Source organism: Nocardia sp. GTS18, from assembly GCF_013839555.1.
GTDB classification, from domain to species: Bacteria; Actinomycetota; Actinomycetes; order Mycobacteriales; family Mycobacteriaceae; genus Nocardia; species Nocardia rosealba.
Window position 1 is genome coordinate 1 of record NZ_JACBIU010000055.1, and the last position, 17,527, is coordinate 17,527.

Genomic DNA, 17,527 nt, shown 5'->3' on the forward strand with positions numbered 1-17,527 from the left:
GGCGGATCGACAGGGGTGGGGTGTGTCGGGCAGGATGGGGCGCGCACACAGACGTGGGAGGAGCTCCAGGAGATGCTGCGGTTGATCATCGGCGTAGCGGCCGGGTATGTGCTCGGCACGAAGGCCGGGCGGGCGCGCTATGAGCAGATCAGTGCGGCGACACGGGCGGTGACGGGTAGCCCCGTGACGAAGAAGCTGGTGTCGGTGGGCAGACAGAAGCTGTCGGACAAGCTGAGCACTCAGCCGAAGCTGGAGCCGATGGAGCCGCTCGACGAGCGGACCACGGTGATGGTGCCGCACAACCAGCTGCGCCGGGGGCGCTAGACGCCGGTGACGTTGGGGTCGTTGCCCATCGCTCGCTGACCCAGGTCCTTGCGGTACGCCTCGAGGGCCACCAGGTCGCCGAACAGCTCCATGTAACCGTCGGGCTGATCGGACGCCGACATGCGCTGCAGGCGCGACTTCAGCTCGGCGATCTGGCGGCCCACCCAGATCTCCTGCACGCGGGCGAGCACCCCGGAGATGAGCCGCGGCACGTCCTCCTGGGTGCGGACGGGCAGCTGTTCGTTGGCCAGCTCCGAGACGAGGGCCCGGATGAGCAGGTCCTCGCTCTGATCGGCCACTGCGGCGACCCACTCGGCGCCGGTGAGACCCGATGCGGTGCCGCCGGCTTTCGCGATCATCAACCGGACCATCACGTAGGCGGGGTGGATGAACGCGTCGGCCTCGACGTCGTCGAAGGCCGGGCCCGCGATCCCCGGGTATTGCAGAGCCGCGCACAGGCTTTGGCGCTGGGCGAGCAACGTCGGCTCGCGGGGGTCGGGGCGGGCCGAGTCGCCGTTGCCGCGGGCGGGCGCGACGGGCCGTGGTGCGACGGCGCCGCGGCGGCCACCCTTGTCGTCGGCGGGCGCCGCGCCGCCGCGGAAGTGTTTGCGAGCTTCGTCACCGACCTGGCGCACCAGGGACTGGATGTCGTCCACGCCGAGCCAGCCGGCCAGCTTCGTCGCATAACCCTTGCGGGTCGCGTTGTCCTTGATCTGGGCGACCACCGGAACCGCGCGCCGACGCGCCTCGACCTGTCCTTCGACCGTGTCGAGGTTGTATTCGGCGAGCACGCCGCGAATCACGAACTCGTAGAGCGGGGTTCGGCGGGCGACGAGGTCGCGAACGGCGGAGTCGCCCGAGCGCTGACGCAGCTCGCACGGATCCTGCCCGTCGGGCGCCACCGCGATATAGGTCTGTCCGGCGAGCCGCTGGTCGCCGCTGAAGGCCTTCAGCGCGGCCGCCTGGCCCGCCGCGTCGCCGTCGAAGGTGTAGATGATCTCGCCGCGCCAGAAGTTGTCGTCCATGAGCAGCCTGCGCAGCACCTGCAGGTGTTCTTCGCCGAAGGCCGTTCCGCAGGAGGCGACGGCGGTCTTCACCCCGGCCAGGTGCATCGCCATCACGTCGGTGTATCCCTCGACGACGACGGCCTGATGTCCCTTGGCGATCTCGCGCTTGGCGTGATCGAGGCCGAACAACACCTGAGACTTCTTGTACAGCAACGTTTCCGGCGTATTCACGTACTTGCCGGGCATGGTGTCGTCGTCGAAGATCTTGCGGGCGCCGAACCCGATCACCTCACCACCGAGGTTGCGGATAGGCCACAACAGCCTGCGGTGGAAACGGTCGATCGGGCCGCGTTTGCCCTGCTTGGACAGCCCGGCCGCTTCCAGTTCCTTGAACTCGAAACCCAGGCGCTGCAGGTGTTTGGTGAGGGTGTCCCAGCCCGCGGGCGCGTAACCGCAGCCGAACTGCTGCCAGACGGCCTGATCGAAGTTGCGGTCGGTCAGGTACTTGCGGGCGGCCTCGGCCTCGGGTTCGTACAGGCGCGCGGCGTAGAACTCCTGCGCGGCGGCGTTGGCGGCGACCAGCCGGGAGCGGGTGCCGCGGTCGCGCTGCACCGAGGTGCCGCCGCCCTCGTAGTTGATCTGGTAGCCGATGCGGTCGGCCATCTGCTCGACGGCCTCGACGAAACCGATGTGCTCGATCTGCTGTAGGAACTTGTAGACGTCACCGCCCTCGCCACAGCCGAAGCAGTGGAACAGGCCGTGATTGGGCCGCACATGGAACGACGGGGACTTCTCGTCGTGGAACGGGCACAGGCCTTTGATCGAGTCGGCACCGGCGCGTTTGAGCGCCACGTACTCTCCGACAACGTCTTCGATCCGGACACGTTCACGGATCGCCGCGATATCGCGATCTGGGATTCGTCCGGCCACGCGGCAAGTCTAGTGGGTCCAGGTCAGCGGCAGTCCAGCGCGGTCGCGACCCGCTCGAAGCGGCTTTCGGTGTAGGAGGCGATCTGGTCGATCACCACGCGCACCCGGGCGGTGTCGTCGGTGGCGGCGTTCCACCAGGGCAGCATCTGGTCGTCGAGGTGGGCCGGAGCGGTGGTGAGCAGGCGGTCCGCGACGGCCTGGACACGTTCGCGCTGGGTCTGCTGCCTGGCCAGGTGCCCGCGATCGGAACGCACGTACCGCAGCGCGACCGTCTTGAGCACGGCCACCTCGGCCGCGACCACCGGCGGCACGATCAGATCGGCCTCGTAGCGCGTCAGCGGGCCCGGCCCGGCGTGCTCCTGGGTGGCGACGATGGCGGCGGTGGCGAAGCGCCCGACCAGTTCACTGGTGAGCCGTTTCAAGGCGACCGACGCGGCGAAGGTGCCGTCGTAGCCCGCCGCCTCGGCGACCACGCCGAGTTCGGACAGCCGTTGCGCGGCGGCGGCCAGGGCATCGATCGACTGGTCGGGGTGTTCGCCGTGGCCCTGTTCGGCCAGGGCCGCCTGTTCGGCGGGGTCGGCGAGGGCGCGCAGATCGATGCGGCCGACGATCACGCCGTCCTCCACATCGTGCACGGAGTACGCCACGTCGTCGGACCAGTCCATGATCTGGCATTCCAGGCTCTGCTTGCGCTCGGGAGCGTCCTTGCGCACCCACGCCAAGCGCTCCAGGTCGTCGACGTAGGCGCCGAACTTGGTGCCGGAACCGCTTCTGCCCCACGGATATTTGAGGGTGGCGTCGAGGGCGGCGCGGGTGAGGTTGAGTCCGGCGCTCTCGCCCTCGGCGTCGAGGACCTTGGGCTCGAGGCGGGTGAGGATGCGCAGGTTCTGGGCGTTGCCCTCGAAACCGCCGTAGGCGTCGGCGAATTCGTCGAGGGCGCGTTCGCCGTTGTGGCCGTAGGGCGGGTGGCCGATGTCGTGGGCGAGACCGGCCAGGTCGGCGAGGTCCGGGTCGGCGCCGATGCCGTCGGCGATGCTGCGTCCGATCTGGGCGACCTCGAGCGAATGGGTGAGCCGGGTGCGCGGGGTGTCGCCTTCGCGCGGGCCCATGACCTGGGTCTTGTCGGCGAGGCGACGCAGCGCGGCCGAGTGCAGCACGCGCGCCCTGTCCCGGGAGAATTCGCTGCGGTGGCCCTTGCCCGCCGCACCCGGCCAGGCGATTTTGCCCGGTTCGGTGACCATGCGTTCGCGGTCGTGCGGGGTGTAGGTATCGGTCATCTCACTGTCCCGCCTCGTAAGGGAAATCTGCCGAGAAATGAGTGAGCTGGTACCACAGCAGCGCACCGGTCTCGCGGGCGATGCCGTGGAATTGTGACTCCCTCGTGTAGACGGCCGGCCCGGTGCGGGTTGGTGCGGTCCAGGCGTGCAGACCGGCGTCTCGCGCCATCGTCCTGGTTCGCAGTGAATGCCACGGGTCGCTCACGAGTACGGCCGATGACAAGCCGTTCTCGTGCATGGCGGCGGCGACGGCTTCGATGCTGCGCAGCGTGTCGGATCCCGTTTCGACGGCGAGGATGTCGGCGCTCGGCACACCCTTGTCCTCGAGATATTGCTTGCCCGAGGCGGCTTCGGTGTAGAGGTCGCCCTCCTGCTTGCCACCGACGGTGATCACCAGGGGCGCCACACCCGTCTCGTAGAGCCGCCACGCCTGGTACAGCCTGGCCTCGAAGACCGACGACGGCGTCCCCGAGTACTGGGCCGCGCCGAGCACCACGATCGCGTCGGCCGGGGTGTGGTCGTCGATCCGCGCGACCTGCCACACCCGGAACGCCGTCCCGCCGACCAGCACCAAGCCCATCACGATCGCGCCGGCGACCAGCCTGGTGATCCAGATCGAGACCGTCGAGAGCAGGCCGCGCCGGTGCCGGGCATCCGGAGCGGGCACAGTCGTGCGCGAAGAACCCGATTTCACCTTGCTCAGTCTGCCAGGTGGCACCGACCGGCCGTCGGCTCAGCGGTCACTACTGAATTCCGGTCCGGTGAACGACGCGCCGTGCCCGGCCGGCCTCGGACTACCAGCCGCGGGCCCGCCACTCGGGCAGCTGGGGTCGCTCCGTGCCGAGGGTGGTGTCGTCGCCGTGACCGGGGTAGACGACGGTGTCGTCCGGGTAGCGGTCGAACAGTTTGGTGGTCACATCGGTGAGCAGGGAGTCGAAATCCTCGGCGTTGTGCGTTTTTCCCACGCCGCCTGGGAACAGGGAGTCACCGGTGAACAGGTGAGTGCGGCCCGCGCCGTCGGTCAGGGCCAGCGCGATCGAGCCAGGGGTGTGGCCGCGCAGGTGGATGACGGTGAGGGTGAGTTCGCCCAGTTCGATGGTCTCGCCGTCGGCGAGGAGGCGGTCGGGGGTGACCGGCAGCGGTTCGGCGTCGAGGGGGTGCGCGGCCGACGGGACGGCGAGGGCGCCTGCCACATCCGCCAGCGCCCACCAGTGGTCGGGGTGCTGGTGGGTGGTGACGATGAGTTCGACCTGCCCCTCGGCCTCCTGGTTCACCAGTTCGAGGATGCGGCTCGCCTCGTTGGCGGCGTCGATCAGCAGGGTTGATCCGGTGGCGGCGCATCGCACCAGGTAGGTGTTGTTGTTCATGGCGCCGACGGCCATTTTCACGATGCGGGCGCCGGGTACTTCGCGCTGGTTGGCGTCGCCGCCGGGGGCGACCTGACCGGTGTAGCGAGCATCGACAGTGACCATGCCCCCGATGGTAATGAGGCACGCGCCGCCCTGTCGTACCCGTCTCACTCGGCCCGGGCCGTTAGATTCGACTCATGCCGCTGCCGAGGAAGAGTCCGCATATCCGATCGGTGAGGTGCGTCGAGCGAGCCCGCACGTCCGATCGATCAGCGGCTGGGCAACACTGGGGCGCGGACACGGGGAAGCGCTTCGTCGCGAATTTGCTCGGCGCGTTGCTGCTTCTGCTGTGTGCCCCGGCGGCCGGTGCGGAGCCACCGACACGGATGGGTCCGCAACTGGTCGACTCCGCCGACGTGCTCGGCCCGGCAGACGAACAACAGGTGCTCGGCGCCATCGATACCCTCTACCGCGATCACCAGGTGAAACTCTGGCTCGTCTACGTCCACGACTTCGGGTCCATGTCCGCCCGCGATTGGGCCGCGCGCACGGCCGAGCTCTCCGATTTCGGCGATCGCGATCTGCTGCTCGCGGTGGCCGTCGACGATCGCGGCTACTGGTTCGACGGCACCCCACCCGCGAGCATCACCGACGCCGAGGTGGAGTCGCTGCTGGCCGACACGGTGGAACCCGATCTGCGCGAACAGAAATGGGCACAGGCGGGGATCGACACCGCCGAGGGGCTCGGGGCGGCGGCGCGCGGTGGTGGCGCATCGTGGGGTGTGCTGGTGTTGATAGCACTGGCCGTGGTGGTGGCGGCCGGTCTGCTCGCTCTGGTCATGCGCAGGCGTCGCCAGACCAAGGACCGGGCGGAACTCGCGACAGCACGCGGCATGGACCCCACCGATTCGGCTGCGCTGTCGCGTCTTTCGCTGCCGACCCTGCACGCGTTGTCGAAGGAACGCCTGGTCGAGATCGACGACGCGGTGCGGACGAGCGAGGAGGAATTGGCGCTGGCGACCGGCGAATTCGGCGAGACGGCGGTGACCCCGTTCCGAAACGCCCTCGACGCGGCTCGCGCGGCGACCGCGAAGGCGTTCGCCCTCCGTCAGCAACTCGACGACGCCGTTCCCGAAACGCCCGACCAGCAGCGCGTTCTGCTGCTGGACCTGCTGTCGACCACCGGCACGGCCGACCGCGAACTCGACGCCCAGGTGGCCGACTTCGACGCTATGCGCGATCTGCTCATCGACGCGCCCGCCCGCCTCGACGCTCTCACCCGCACCGTCGTCGAGCTCACCGCGCGCCTGCCCGCCGCCGACACCGAACTGGCCCGGCTCGACGCGACCTATCCCCCGACGATGCTGACCTCCGTGCGCGACAACGTGCGCATGGCCCGCGAGCGAATCACCTTCGCCCAGACCAATATCGACGCCGCCCGCGATGTACTCACGAAACCGGCCGGGCAGCAGGGTGGTGCGGTGGCGGCGATCCGCGCGGCCGAAGCCGCTCTCGGCCAGGCTCGCACGCTGCTCGACACCGTCGAGCACGCCGCGGCCGACATCCAGCAGGCACGCGACGGATTGCCCGCCGCCCTGGACGAATTGCGCGCCGATCTCGCCGCCGCGTCCACCCTGACCGAATTCGGTGGCACCCAGCTCAGCGGCGCGATGGCCACCGCCACCACCACCCTGAACACGGTGGACGACGCCGATCCGCTCGGCGCCTTCCACGAGGTGGTCACTGCCGACGCCGACCTCGACCGAGCCATCGCCGCCGCCTCGGACCGCAAGCTCGCCGTCGAGGACCTGCGCCGCCGGCTCGACCGCACACTGCTCGACGCGACCAGCCGTATCGATGCCGCCTCGTCGTTCATCACCACGCGGCGCGGCGGTGTCGACGCCGAGGCGCGCACCCGGCTGGCGGAGGCACAACGTCATCTCGGACAGGCGCGGCAACAGGCAGGTACCGATCCCGAACTGGCGTTGCGGAGCGCACAGGCCGCCGCCGAATTGGGCGGGCGGGCCCTGCAACAGGCGGAGGCGAGCGTACGGACCTGGGAGACAAGACAACCCATGTCCGGAAGTGGGCAGACCGGTGCGGTGCTCGGCGGGATCCTGCTCGACAGTCTGCTGCGCGGGGCGATCAGTGGCTCGCGTGGGGGCGGGTACGGCTCACGCGGGGGCGGGTACCGGCCCGGATCGTTCGGCGGATCCTCGGGGTCGCGCCGGGTCAGCCGAGGCGGCAGATTCTGATCGTTGACTCTCACACTGTGTGAGGCCGTACACCGGAGGGCGTCATGTTCAGTATCGGAGATTTCGCCAGACACGGTCAGGTGTCGGTGCGCATGCTGCGCCACTACGACGCGGTCGGGTTGTTGCGACCCGCCCGGGTCGATCCGGCCACCGGCTACCGGTTCTATTCGGCCGCGCAGCTGGCCAGGCTCAACCGGATCGTCGCGCTCAAGGGGCTCGGGTTCAGTCTCGAGCAGGTGGGCCGGATGCTCGAGCCGGGGCCACAACCCCGGGAGCTCCGCGGCATGCTCACGTTGCGCCGGGCGGAACTGGAACAGCGGTTGGCGGCCGACCGCGCGCGGCTGACCGAGGTCGAGGCGAGACTCCGCATCATCGAGAAGGAGGGCGTCATGCCCGAGCAGGATGTTGTGATCAAGTCCGTGCCCGCGGTGCGGGTGGCCAGGTCGAGCGGGGTGGCGGCGGGTTTCGAACCCGCCCACGTCAGCCCGGTGATCCAGCCGTTGTTCGAGGGGCTCAGCGATCGGCTCGCGCAGGCGGGCATCGCGATCGCCGGTCCGGCCATCGCGTACTACGAGCCCGCCGACGACGGCTCCGTTCGGGTGCACGCCTGTGTGCCGGTGAATGCCGAACCCGATGCGGTGCGGGATATTTCGATCGTCGACCTGCCTGCCGTCGATCGGGTGGCGACGACGGTCTACCACGGCAACGTCGGCGGAATCGGTGCCGCGTGGCAGGAACTGGGTCGCTGGGTGGAGGACAACGGGTACCGCACGGCCGCCCCGGTGCGTGAGGTGACGCTCGAATGGACACCGGATCCGAACGGATGGGTCACCGAGTTGCAGGAACCACTGGCCGCGAGGTAGTCGAATCGGCCCGCCGCTGCGGGTGGACCCTCCATGCGGCGGGCGCGCGGCACGACTTCCGGTCGGCCGCGTGGTCGAGTCGACCAGCCGCCTTGGCTCCGGTGCCGCGTGGGCGGTCGGCCGTCCCCGTTGCGCCGGGTGACTTCAGGCGGACGCTGCGGTTTCGCGTGAGCAGGCCCAGGTGAGTTCTGCGACAACGGCTGTCAGCAATTCGGCTGCGCGTGCACCGCCGCCGAGGCGGCCGATCGTCAGCCTGCCGAGGTAGGTGTAGACGAGGAAGGTGACCGCCGCGGCCGCACCGGTGGACGGGCGGGGGTGGGCGGAGAGGTAGACGATCTCGTAGTCGTCGAGGATGAGGCCGGCCGGTGCGCGGAACAGCGGCACCGTTCCGGTGTTGGTGACGGCGATGTGGCCTGCGGTCGAGTGGATCCGGTCGGGGCCGTAGTAGTCCGGGAAATGCAGCACCGACTGTTCGACGACGCCGTCGGCCAGGTCGTTGTGCAGGCTGGTGCCGATGCGGCGGGCCAGGTCGACGACATCGTCGGTGTCGTCGGTCGCGAACGCCGCGAGCCCGGACACGTTCGTCCCCGCTTCCGCCGCCACCGGCGGGTCGAGACGCCTGCGCAGATCAACCGGGTAGACACAGCCGACCCGCTCTCCACCGTGCAACCCGCGGTATGCCCGCAGCACGGCGGCGGTGACCAACCCGTTGACGCTCACCGCATGCGCGCGAGCCAGCTCGAGCACGCGCGCGGTCTCGGCCGGATCCAGCTGCACGCGAGCGGGTCTGGCGAGGGCGGCGGGCTCGGCGCGCTGGAACCCACCGGTCTCGGCCACGACGAGCGGCCGCGTCACCGCTTCCAGCCCCGACCTCGGACCGCGCCCGATCCCCCGCTGCGCCAGCATCATCTCCAGCGACACCGGCAGCACCCGCGCCCCCGCGGTGATCTTCCCGGTCTCCACATGATCGGTGTAGTACCCCCACAGCCGCGCGAACAGCTCGACGCAATGCCCGGCGTCGGCGACTCCGTGGTGCACGAACAACGTGACCCTGGCCCGATCCTCCTCGGCGAGAACGACATCCAGGTACCCGAGCTGATCGGCGGGGTCCATGGTCTCGGCGGGCACCCGCACCTCGTCGGGATCACCGAAACTCACCCACGCACCGACGGCCTCGAAATCGCCCGGCCGCAACAGGATTCCGTGTCCGTCGGAGTCCTCGACGATCCGGCACACCAGGATCGGGAACGCCCGCTGCAATGCCGCGAACGCCGCCCCGAGCGCGGCGGCGTCGAGTTCCCCGTGCACCGTCACCGAGCGCCCGGTGAACGTGCCGTGCCGAACGAATCGTTGTTCCGACGGGTCGAGCACCCGCACCACGTCTTCCGGTTCCCACAGCACACCGAAATCGTGAACTACCCACCCGGCCGACGCAAACCGTCAGCTACACAGTGTGATCAACGCGGCTCGACCATGATCACGTGTCCAGACATGCGAAAGCCCGCGACGAGCGCGGGCTTTCGACGGGTCAGGCGCCGATGAGGCGCGCGGCGAGGTAGGACTCGACCTGGTCGAGAGCGATGCGTTCCTGGGCCATCGAGTCGCGCTCGCGCACCGTCACGGCCTGGTCGTCGAGGGTGTCGAAGTCGACCGTGATACAGAACGGGGTACCGATCTCGTCCTGACGGCGGTAGCGGCGGCCGATGGCACCCGCGTCGTCGAAGTCGATGTTCCAGTTGCGGCGCAGCTGGGCGGCGAGGTCCTTGGCCTTCGGGGTGAGGTCGGCGTTGCGCGAGAGTGGCAGCACCGCGGCCTTGACCGGCGCCAGGCGACGATCCAGACGCAGCACCGTGCGTACGTCGACACCGCCCTTGGCGTTGGGCGCCTCGTCCTCGGCGTAGGCGTCGACCAGGAACGCCATCAGCGAACGGGTCAGACCGGCCGCGGGCTCGATGACGTACGGGATGTAGCGCTCACCGGAGGCCTGATCGAAGAAGCTCAGGTCGGTGCCCGAGTGCTCCGAGTGCGTCTTGAGGTCGTAATCGGTGCGGTTGGCGATGCCCTCGAGCTCGCCCCACTCGCTGCCCTGGAAGCGGAAGCGGTACTCGATGTCGGTGGTACCGGCCGAGTAGTGCGACAGCTTTTCCTTCGGGTGCTCGAACAGGCGCAGGTTGTCCGGGTCGATGCCGAGGTCGGTGTACCAGGCCAGGCGGGTGTCGATCCAGTACTTGTGCCACTCGGCGTCTTCACCGGGCTTGACGAAGAACTCCATCTCCATCTGCTCGAACTCGCGGGTGCGGAATATGAAGTTGCCGGGGGTGATCTCGTTGCGGAAGCTCTTACCGATCTGGGCGATGCCGAACGGCGGCTTCTTGCGCGCGGTGGTCTCGACGTTCTTGTAGTTGACGAAGATGCCCTGCGCGGTCTCGGGGCGCAGGTAGTGCAGGCCCTCTTCGTCATCGACCGGGCCGAGGAAGGTCTTGAGCAGACCGGAGAAGTTCTTCGGCTCGGTCCACTTGCCGGGCTGGCCGGTCTCGGGGTCGTTGATGTCGGCCAGGCCGTTGGCAGGCGGGCGGCCGTGCTTCTCCTCGTAGGCTTCCAGGAGGTGGTCGGCGCGGTAGCGCTTGTGCGTGTGCAGCGACTCGACCAGCGGGTCGGAGAACGTGGCGACGTGGCCCGAGGCTTCCCAGACCTGGCGGGGCAGGATCACCGAGGAGTCCAGGCCGACAACGTCTTCGCGGCTGGTGACCATGGTCCGCCACCACTGCCGCTTGATGTTCTCCTTCAGCTCCACGCCCAGCGGACCGTAGTCCCACGCCGACTTGGTGCCTCCGTAGATCTCACCGCACGGGTAGACCAGACCCCGGCGCTTGGCGAGGTTGGCAACGGTGTCCACCTTCGACTTGGGTGCCACGCGAGATTTCTCCATCCACTGCGAGTCGGTTGTTCGGTAACCAGCCTGCACGGTTTTCCGAACGCATTTGGTCCAGCGTATCGGGCCGGGTCCAGGGAGATATCAGCAGCCGACCCATGCCACGCCGCGCCACATTCGACATGCGCACTTTTGCATGTCAAAATGGTATCGGTTTCCATTAAGGAGTTGGTTGATGACCACCGATGCCGCGCCTGCGCACCAGCACAGCCCGTATCAGTCCCTGCCGCCCGCGCCGGTCCCCGCGCGCACGGTGCTCGAGGACGCGGGTGAGCTGCTGCGCGCCCTGGCCGCCCCGGTGCGGATCGCGATCGTGCTGCAATTGCGCGAGTCACCGCGCTGCGTGCACGAGCTGGTCGACGCGCTCGGGGTCACCCAGCCGCTGGTCAGCCAGCATCTGCGCATTCTCAAATCGGCGGGCGTCGTGCACGGGGAACGCTCGGGTCGCGAGGTGCTCTACGAACTCGTCGACGATCATCTGGCGCACATCGTCGTCGATGCCGTCGCCCATGCCGAGGAAGGGTGAAACCGTTGGCAGACAATCACTCCGGCAAGCAGGTCGGCGTTCGCAGCACCCGTCAGCGCAGTGCCATCTCGGCGCTGCTCGGCGATATCGACGAGTTCCGCTCGGCGCAGGAGTTGCACGACGAACTACGCAAACGCGGCGAAGGCATCGGCCTGACCACCGTGTATCGCACCCTGCAGTCACTGGCCGACGCCGGCATGGTCGACGTATTGCGCACCGACTCCGGTGAGTCCGTGTACCGCCAGTGCTCGAGCGGACACCATCACCACCTGGTGTGCAGGCAGTGCGGCAGCACCGTCGAGGTGGAGGGCCCGACCGTGGAGGCGTGGGCCGAGGCGATCGCGGGCGAACACGGCTTCACCCAGGTGAGCCACACGTTGGAGATCTTCGGCACCTGCCGCGGCTGCGTGCGCGCCGCCGCCGAGAACAGCGAGTCCGCCTCCGTGTGACTCACGTCACATGATGGAACCCTTGCTCCGCGTGCCCCGTCCAACCATCACAACGACGAGGCGCGGTAGCGGAGGAGGGGATTTCGTGAGTGGATTCTTGGGAGTCGAACCCGGGCAGCTGACGGCGATGGCGACCACCTGGCGTGCGGAGGCCGGGGCGGTGGAGGCGCTGAGCTGGGCGGTGATGAACGAGGCGACCGGCGAGGGAAGTGACGTGCTCGCTGTGCTGCGCGGCGTACCCGATCCGGCGCGCCAGGCGATGACTTCGATCGCGACCAGGTATTCGGCGCTGGCCGATCTGCTCGACAAGTTCTCGGCCGACATCCAGGCCGCCGACGGCGCGACCGCCGCCGAGATCACGAAGCTGGAGCCGCGCTGATGCGGCCGACGATCCCCCAGCTCGACACCTGGAATCTCGACGCCGTGCACCGGGCCGCCGAAGCTGTCCGCGCGAACGCCGACCTGCTGTCCACCTCGGTGGACGATTGTTCGCGCGCACTGTCGGCGGCGGGAAGCTGGCACGGCCGGACGAAAGACGCGGCCACGCAGCGCATCGATGAGGAAGTCGATCACGGGTACGAAGTGCGTGCGGTGCTGCTGCGCATCGCCGACGACACCGCCGATGTGTGTCAAGGGCTGAAGCACGCGAAAACGTATGTGCTGGAACAGAAGAACCTCGCGGTGTCGCAGGGGTTCACTGTTTCGGCCGACGGTGCCGTGAGTCATCCGGAGCCCGAGAAGGAAGGCGCCGCAGGGGTTTTCCAGCTGAACCTGCGCAGCGGACTGGACGAGATCGAACGGCTCGACACCCTGTTCGGTGGTCGGTTGCGCGAGGCGGTGGGTGATCTGGCCGCCATTCGCGATGGTCAGCCCAGCATTGCGCTCGCCGATGGCTCGATGCACGACCCCGACGCGGTGGTGACACGGTTGGCGGCGCTGTCGCCCGATGAGCGGGCCGCCTTCCTGGCCGGGTTGAGTCCGGAAGCCCAGCGTCAGCTGGTGATCGCCGCGCCGGAGACACTCGGCAACCTCAACGGGGTGCCGTTCGCGATGCGGGTCGAGGCGAACGAGATCAACATCCGCAACGCGCTCACCAGGGAGAAAGCCAAAGCGGTGCCGGATACGGCCCGGGTGGGACAGCTGGAAGCCATGCTGTCGCCGATCCCGGATCCGGAGGCCACCGTCTCGGCTGCGGCGCTGGGCATGGTGGACCGCAAGTTCGTCATGTTCAGCACGGAGGGCAACGGGCGGATGATCGAGATGCTCGGCAGCATCCGATCGGGGGTGCCCGGTGTCGGTGTCTACGTGCCGGGCACCAGCACCAATCTCAATGCGTCCGGTTCGAACCACGTCGCCGCCTGGAACCTGGCCGACCGGACCGGCGGACCGATCTTCCTCTACATGGAGGGCGACTTTCCGCAGAGTCTCACCAGCCTGTCCGATGGTGCGCCGAGCCCGTCGTTCGCCGCGGAGATGGCGCCGAAACTGGTCGAGTTCGGTCGGGAAGTGGATCGGGAGGTGAGCAGCCACGCGCCGGGCACGCCTGTGACGTACGTCGGGCACTCCTACGGCGGGTCGGTGGTTGGTTCCGCCGAGCAACTCGGACTGCGGGCCGACCGGATCCTGCACGCTTCGTCGGCGGGAACCGGTGTGTTCGAAGGTGGGTGGAACAACCCGAATCCCGATGTGCAGCGCTTTTCGATGACCGCGCCCGGCGACCTCATCGGCGTCGTCCAGTCCTACCCGGATGCCGGGCTCAGCGTCCCCGGCCTGCGCCTGCCCGGCAACCCGCACGCCTCCGACGTCCTCGGCGGCGACCCCGACGAGGTTCCCGGCGTGATCCGGCTCGACACCGGCTACTACGGCGACAACTCGTCGCGTGCGGGTGAGGTCGTGTTCGGCACCGACGGCCACGGCAAGTACTGGGACGATCCCGGATCGACCGCCTTCGGCAATATCGTCGGCGTCATCGCGGGAACGGACGCGACCGCCTACGTGGAGCGCGGCATCGAAACCCCCTGGGTGGATGTGGGTCTCGGCGACAACGGCAACGGCGGCAAGGAAGCGTTCGACGCCGGTCGCGCCGCAACCGCGCAGGCCGTCCTCGATATCGAGAACCCGTACGCCGACCCGCGCGTGACCGACAATCCGCAACTCGGCGCCCGGATCGAGATCCGATGAGAATCATTGCCGTGCTGGCTGTTTCGCTGGTGCTCACGGCGTGCTCACTGGTCGAGGAGCACGGTCCGACCAATGAGGACATCATGCGGCGGTCGGGGCTGACCGTTGCCGAGAGCAAGCCGGTTGTGGCCGACAACTTCGAGCTGATCTGGCCGGAGGAGCTGTCCGTCGACCCGGCGACGGTCGACACGAGCACCGGCTGCCGCAGCAGGATGGACTCGATCAGCATGGACGGCCCACCCTGGCGGCCCCGATATCAGCGGGAGCAGGTCGACCCGTCGCAGGAGTTCATCGACCGGGCGATGGCCAAGCTCGAGGCGATGACCGCTCGCGGGTTCACCCTCGTGCCGAGTCAGAACCCCGATGCGGACCCGGTGAGCAGGTATTACCGGGACGCGCGCGGGTTCTCGGTGTCGTCGTCGCGCAGCCGGGTGGGGCCCGACAAGCAGGAGGTGCGCTTCACCATGGCGTCCACCTCACCGTGCGCGGCCGAGTGAGACTTCGGGGTGTCGCAGTGGGAGACAACAGTGGCTACGATCGCGGGAACGTCGTGCACGGTACCGGTTCTGCGGGAGGGATGACAGACATGGCAGTTCGACGGGGTACGGGCATGGTGGGGGTTGTGGCGGCAGTGGGGTTTGCCGTCGCCGGGTGCGGGAGTGAGCAGGGGGCGGCTACTCCGCAGCCGAGCCAGGTGAGTGTGGCGGCCAGTCCTACCTCGGTGGATGCCGAGGCGAAGGTGTGGGATCCGTGTTCGCTGCCGGATTCGGCGGTCGGTGGGGTCGGGTTGAATGTGGGGAGTAAGAAGAAGGATGTTGCGGGGGTGGATTTTTCGGGGTGGAAGGTGTGCAGTTGGAGCGATTCCGCCAAGCAGTACACGTTCTCCGTGATGTCGTCGGAGCACCCGATCGCAGATTCGCGGGCGAGAACCGACTTCACCGACTTCGTTCCGATGACCGTCGGCTCCCACAACGCTCTGCAGCTCCGGACCACCGGGTCCACGCATGACAGCGGTTGCAGCATCGTCGTGGAAGTTCCCGACGGCTCCGTGATGTTCCGGGTGCTCAACCGCGTGAGCGCGTCGGCGCCGCCGTCTCCGTGCCCGGAGGTGGGGCGGCTGGCCGACTCCTTGGTTCAGTACATTCCGGCGAACTGACCGGGAGCCACAATGCCGCTGAGCATCGACCCCAACGAATGGAATCAACTGCTGGTTCAGGCCGAGTCCGGTCAGCTGTCGCTGGACCCCGACATCGGCAAAGGCCTCGACCAGGCGTGCGACTACCACCTGGACCGGCTCGAGGAGATCTATGCCCAGGTCGACCAGGTACGCAACATCACCGGTTTCGGCTCGTTCAACTCCAGCCAGACCTTGGAGCGCAAGTTTTCGCTGACCGCGTCCGGCGGCGACCGCCCACTCGACGAAGTACTCAAGAAGCACATCGAAGTCGTCCAGACCGCGAAAGAGGTTGTCGCCAAGGCGATCGCGAATTTCGTCGCCCAGGACCAGGCGGCCGGCGACCAGATCTCCGCGACGGGAGAACACCTGTGACCTACGAGGATTACAAGAGCAGAGTGATCGCCGCGCAGGAACAGTGGAACATCGAACGGTCGAAGATCTACGCCAGCTATGCCGACGGCAACTACGCCACCATTTTCGACGGCGACCTGCAACCGCCGCACATCACCACCCCCGACAATTACGACAGCATGTCACTCGAACAGATGCAGGCCGCGGTCGCCGCGATGAAACCCCGGCTGGTCGACGACGCCGTGACGGCCTGGGCGAATATCGGCATGAATCTGATGGGCACCTTCCTGAAGTTCAATCAGGAGTTCTCCCGCACCGTCACCGGCGCCAACGGGCACAGCGGATGGACCGGTGCGGCGGCGTCGGCGGCGGTCGCGGCGGTGAACAACTACTCGGAACGTTCGATCCCGCTGTCGCAGGCGGCGACCGCGATCAGCTGGAAGCTCACCGAGATGCGCACCGGCATCGAGCAGACGCAGGCATTGATGCCGGGGCTCACCGAGCGCGAGAATGTCACCGGTAAGACGCTGCCGACCGAGGGGGTGATGAAGGTCGACGATCACAATCGCGAAGAAGCCACGCAGGAGGCGCGCAGGATTCTGCGCACCGTCTACAGTCAGGTGGCGGGACAGGCCGATGTCGGGGTGCCCTTCCTGCCGACCGCACCGGTCATCGCAGGCGACGGCGGCGGTCCCGGTGGTCCCGGCGCGGGCGGTGGTGGTTCGAATACCGGTGACGCTCCCGGAGACTCGGCCGGCAGCAGCCCTGAAGACACCGGCGCGGGCGACGACCCGACGACCACCGAGAACCCGAATTCCGACCCTGCGGCCACCACACCGCAATCCACCGACCCGAGCTCGACCACCTCGCAGAGTTCCACGGCCACACCACAATCCAGCACGCCGTCCGCTTCGGCCCCGTCCGCCGGTTCCCCCACGGCGACCGGGCCCGGCGTGACCGCTCCCGGAGCGACCGGGCCCGGCGGCGGGAGCAACGGTGCCCGAGGTGGAGGCAGCAGCGCGGGCCGTGGCGGTGGCTCGACAGCCGGCGGTCCCGCAGCGCCGGGCAAATCGAGCCCCGGCAACCACTCCCCTGCCGCAGCTGCCGCCGCCGGTTCACGGGCAGGCGCGGCGGCCGGTGGCGGTCGCGGAGCACCCGGGATGGGCGCCATGGGCGCGCCCGGTGCCAGGGGCGCCGGCTCGGACGAGGACCGGACCAAAGGCATTCCCGATTACCTGATCACCCAGGACAACGGCGACCTGCTGATCGGAACCGACGGAATCAAAACCGTGCCCCCAGTGATCGGCGGAGACCACGACAGTGCACCGAGTTGAGTTCACCGGCATCGAATTCGAGATCCTCTGGTCCGGTTACGGCCGCGACCGCCTCCCCTACCCACTCCAGTACCGCACCGATATCGCCGATTTCGACGAACTGAAACGCCACCGAGAAGCAGCCGTGGAAAAGCTGCTCGCCAAATACGATCCGGCGATCGAACAGGCCATCGACGTGCTGCTCGTACCCGATGCCAGGGTCGAGTCCAAAGGTTATGTCGGCCAAGATGTCTCGAACGTCATCCGCTTCCACGGCGCTATTCGGGGCCGGGCCGGCGCCACCCTCGCACAGGCACCGGGGACCGCCGAGGACACCGGCAGCGATGTCGTTCTCACCTGTTGCACCGCGGACCAGGTCGCTGCCCTGACCGTCGCGGCCCTCCCCCGTACCAAGCCCGGCACCAAACCGCCCGTCGAGGTGCGTCGCGAACGCCTCGCCGAGGAAGAGGAACACTTCGAATACCGCGCGGGACGCCTGAGTTCCCTGGAACAGCTCAACCGGATCTTCAGCCGCCCTCGCCACGCTGTCGGCGAAATCTCCGCTCTCGCGGGCCCCGCCCTCGACTCACGCC

General features: G+C 68.3%; 18 protein-coding genes. 12 read left to right on the forward strand and 6 right to left on the reverse strand.

Annotated features, from left to right (window positions below; all coding sequences use genetic code 11):
- Nucleotides 1-72 precede the first annotated feature (72 nt).
- The gene (locus tag HYG95_RS24050; RefSeq protein ID WP_067486858.1) at nucleotides 73-324 is read left to right on the forward strand and encodes a hypothetical protein; all 252 of its coding nucleotides are present in this window, start codon (nucleotides 73-75) and stop codon (nucleotides 322-324) included.
- Here the strand turns inward: HYG95_RS24050 and dnaG are convergent.
- The 4 genes from dnaG to HYG95_RS24070 form a co-directional block, all read right to left on the reverse strand.
- A complete protein-coding gene (dnaG, locus tag HYG95_RS24055; protein ID WP_067642292.1) occupies nucleotides 321-2,261 on the reverse strand; it encodes a DNA primase in 1,941 nt (646 codons plus the stop codon). The genes HYG95_RS24050 and dnaG overlap by 4 nt on opposite strands.
- A 23-nt stretch (nucleotides 2,262-2,284) precedes the next feature.
- On the reverse strand, nucleotides 2,285-3,538 hold the full coding sequence (locus HYG95_RS24060; protein WP_181701313.1) for a deoxyguanosinetriphosphate triphosphohydrolase: 1,254 nt from the start codon (nucleotides 3,536-3,538) through the stop codon (nucleotides 2,285-2,287).
- A gap of 1 nt (nucleotide 3,539) precedes the next feature.
- Nucleotides 3,540-4,118, reverse strand: a complete 579-nt coding sequence (locus HYG95_RS24065; RefSeq protein ID WP_181701335.1) for a YdcF family protein — start codon at nucleotides 4,116-4,118, stop codon at nucleotides 3,540-3,542.
- A 214-nt stretch (nucleotides 4,119-4,332) separates the two neighbouring features.
- Nucleotides 4,333-5,010, reverse strand: coding sequence for an MBL fold metallo-hydrolase (locus tag HYG95_RS24070; RefSeq protein ID WP_181701315.1), 678 nt, complete (start codon nucleotides 5,008-5,010; stop codon nucleotides 4,333-4,335).
- Between the two features lie 263 nt (nucleotides 5,011-5,273).
- Between HYG95_RS24070 and HYG95_RS24075 the strand changes: the two genes are divergently transcribed.
- Both HYG95_RS24075 and HYG95_RS24080 read left to right on the forward strand, forming a co-directional pair.
- Nucleotides 5,274-7,142 carry a TPM domain-containing protein gene (locus HYG95_RS24075; protein WP_255495664.1) on the forward strand — a complete coding sequence of 623 codons (1,869 nt, stop codon included), beginning with the start codon at nucleotides 5,274-5,276 and terminating at the stop codon, nucleotides 7,140-7,142.
- A gap of 44 nt (nucleotides 7,143-7,186) precedes the next feature.
- The gene (locus HYG95_RS24080; protein WP_181701319.1) at nucleotides 7,187-8,005 is read left to right on the forward strand and encodes a MerR family transcriptional regulator; all 819 of its coding nucleotides are present in this window, start codon (nucleotides 7,187-7,189) and stop codon (nucleotides 8,003-8,005) included.
- 144 nt (nucleotides 8,006-8,149) lie between these two features.
- Here HYG95_RS24080 and HYG95_RS24085 read toward each other — a convergent pair whose 3' ends face one another.
- Together HYG95_RS24085 and HYG95_RS24090 are read right to left on the reverse strand one after the other, a co-directional pair.
- Nucleotides 8,150-9,406 carry an acyltransferase gene (locus HYG95_RS24085; protein WP_181701321.1) on the reverse strand — a complete coding sequence of 419 codons (1,257 nt, stop codon included), beginning with the start codon at nucleotides 9,404-9,406 and terminating at the stop codon, nucleotides 8,150-8,152.
- A 127-nt stretch (nucleotides 9,407-9,533) separates the two neighbouring features.
- On the reverse strand, nucleotides 9,534-10,934 hold the full coding sequence (locus HYG95_RS24090; RefSeq protein ID WP_210740697.1) for a glycine--tRNA ligase: 1,401 nt from the start codon (nucleotides 10,932-10,934) through the stop codon (nucleotides 9,534-9,536).
- Nucleotides 10,935-11,112: 178 nt separating this feature from the next.
- Here HYG95_RS24090 and HYG95_RS24095 point away from each other — a divergent pair, with 178 nt between their 5' ends.
- From HYG95_RS24095 to HYG95_RS24135, 9 genes are all read left to right on the forward strand, one after another.
- Nucleotides 11,113-11,463, forward strand: a complete 351-nt coding sequence (locus HYG95_RS24095) for a helix-turn-helix transcriptional regulator (RefSeq protein WP_067486782.1) — start codon at nucleotides 11,113-11,115, stop codon at nucleotides 11,461-11,463.
- 5 nt (nucleotides 11,464-11,468) lie between these two features.
- The gene (locus HYG95_RS24100) at nucleotides 11,469-11,912 is read left to right on the forward strand and encodes a Fur family transcriptional regulator (protein WP_181701323.1); all 444 of its coding nucleotides are present in this window, start codon (nucleotides 11,469-11,471) and stop codon (nucleotides 11,910-11,912) included.
- A gap of 85 nt (nucleotides 11,913-11,997) precedes the next feature.
- Nucleotides 11,998-12,291 carry a hypothetical protein gene (locus HYG95_RS24105; protein ID WP_225281077.1) on the forward strand — a complete coding sequence of 98 codons (294 nt, stop codon included), beginning with the start codon at nucleotides 11,998-12,000 and terminating at the stop codon, nucleotides 12,289-12,291.
- A complete protein-coding gene (locus tag HYG95_RS24110) occupies nucleotides 12,291-14,093 on the forward strand; it encodes an alpha/beta hydrolase (RefSeq protein WP_181701325.1) in 1,803 nt (600 codons plus the stop codon). The genes HYG95_RS24105 and HYG95_RS24110 overlap by 1 nt, the downstream gene beginning before the upstream one ends.
- On the forward strand, nucleotides 14,090-14,590 hold the full coding sequence (locus HYG95_RS24115) for a hypothetical protein (protein WP_181701327.1): 501 nt from the start codon (nucleotides 14,090-14,092) through the stop codon (nucleotides 14,588-14,590). The genes HYG95_RS24110 and HYG95_RS24115 overlap by 4 nt, the downstream gene beginning before the upstream one ends.
- A 17-nt stretch (nucleotides 14,591-14,607) precedes the next feature.
- Nucleotides 14,608-15,249: a DUF3558 domain-containing protein gene (locus HYG95_RS24120; RefSeq protein ID WP_370465906.1), complete on the forward strand. Its 642-nt coding sequence runs from the start codon at nucleotides 14,608-14,610 to the stop codon at nucleotides 15,247-15,249.
- Nucleotides 15,250-15,261: 12 nt separating this feature from the next.
- Nucleotides 15,262-15,642, forward strand: a complete 381-nt coding sequence (locus HYG95_RS24125; RefSeq protein ID WP_181701329.1) for a hypothetical protein — start codon at nucleotides 15,262-15,264, stop codon at nucleotides 15,640-15,642.
- A complete protein-coding gene (locus HYG95_RS24130) occupies nucleotides 15,639-16,955 on the forward strand; it encodes a hypothetical protein (RefSeq protein WP_181701331.1) in 1,317 nt (438 codons plus the stop codon). The genes HYG95_RS24125 and HYG95_RS24130 overlap by 4 nt, the downstream gene beginning before the upstream one ends.
- Nucleotides 16,942-17,527, forward strand: a 586-nt coding sequence (locus tag HYG95_RS24135; protein WP_181701333.1) for an ESX secretion-associated protein EspG, incomplete at its 3' end; no start/stop codon positions are given. The genes HYG95_RS24130 and HYG95_RS24135, both read left to right, overlap by 14 nt.

Bases quoted from the DNA above. Each gene is read 5' to 3' on its own strand.
- HYG95_RS24050 (WP_067486858.1), top strand. From the start codon at position 73: ATGCTGCGGTTGATCATCGGCGTAGCGGCCGGGTATGTGCTCGGCACG.
- HYG95_RS24060 (WP_181701313.1), bottom strand. From the start codon at position 3,538: ATGACCGATACCTACACCCCGCACGACCGCGAACGCATGGTCACCGAA.
- HYG95_RS24065 (WP_181701335.1), bottom strand. From the start codon at position 4,118: ATGGGCTTGGTGCTGGTCGGCGGGACGGCGTTCCGGGTGTGGCAGGTC.
- HYG95_RS24070 (WP_181701315.1), bottom strand. From the start codon at position 5,010: ATGGTCACTGTCGATGCTCGCTACACCGGTCAGGTCGCCCCCGGCGGC.
- HYG95_RS24075 (WP_255495664.1), top strand. From the start codon at position 5,274: ATGGGTCCGCAACTGGTCGACTCCGCCGACGTGCTCGGCCCGGCAGAC.
- HYG95_RS24080 (WP_181701319.1), top strand. From the start codon at position 7,187: ATGTTCAGTATCGGAGATTTCGCCAGACACGGTCAGGTGTCGGTGCGC.
- HYG95_RS24090 (WP_210740697.1), bottom strand. From the start codon at position 10,934: ATGGAGAAATCTCGCGTGGCACCCAAGTCGAAGGTGGACACCGTTGCC.
- HYG95_RS24095 (WP_067486782.1), top strand. From the start codon at position 11,113: ATGACCACCGATGCCGCGCCTGCGCACCAGCACAGCCCGTATCAGTCC.
- HYG95_RS24110 (WP_181701325.1), top strand. From the start codon at position 12,291: ATGCGGCCGACGATCCCCCAGCTCGACACCTGGAATCTCGACGCCGTG.
- HYG95_RS24115 (WP_181701327.1), top strand. From the start codon at position 14,090: ATGAGAATCATTGCCGTGCTGGCTGTTTCGCTGGTGCTCACGGCGTGC.
- HYG95_RS24125 (WP_181701329.1), top strand. From the start codon at position 15,262: ATGCCGCTGAGCATCGACCCCAACGAATGGAATCAACTGCTGGTTCAG.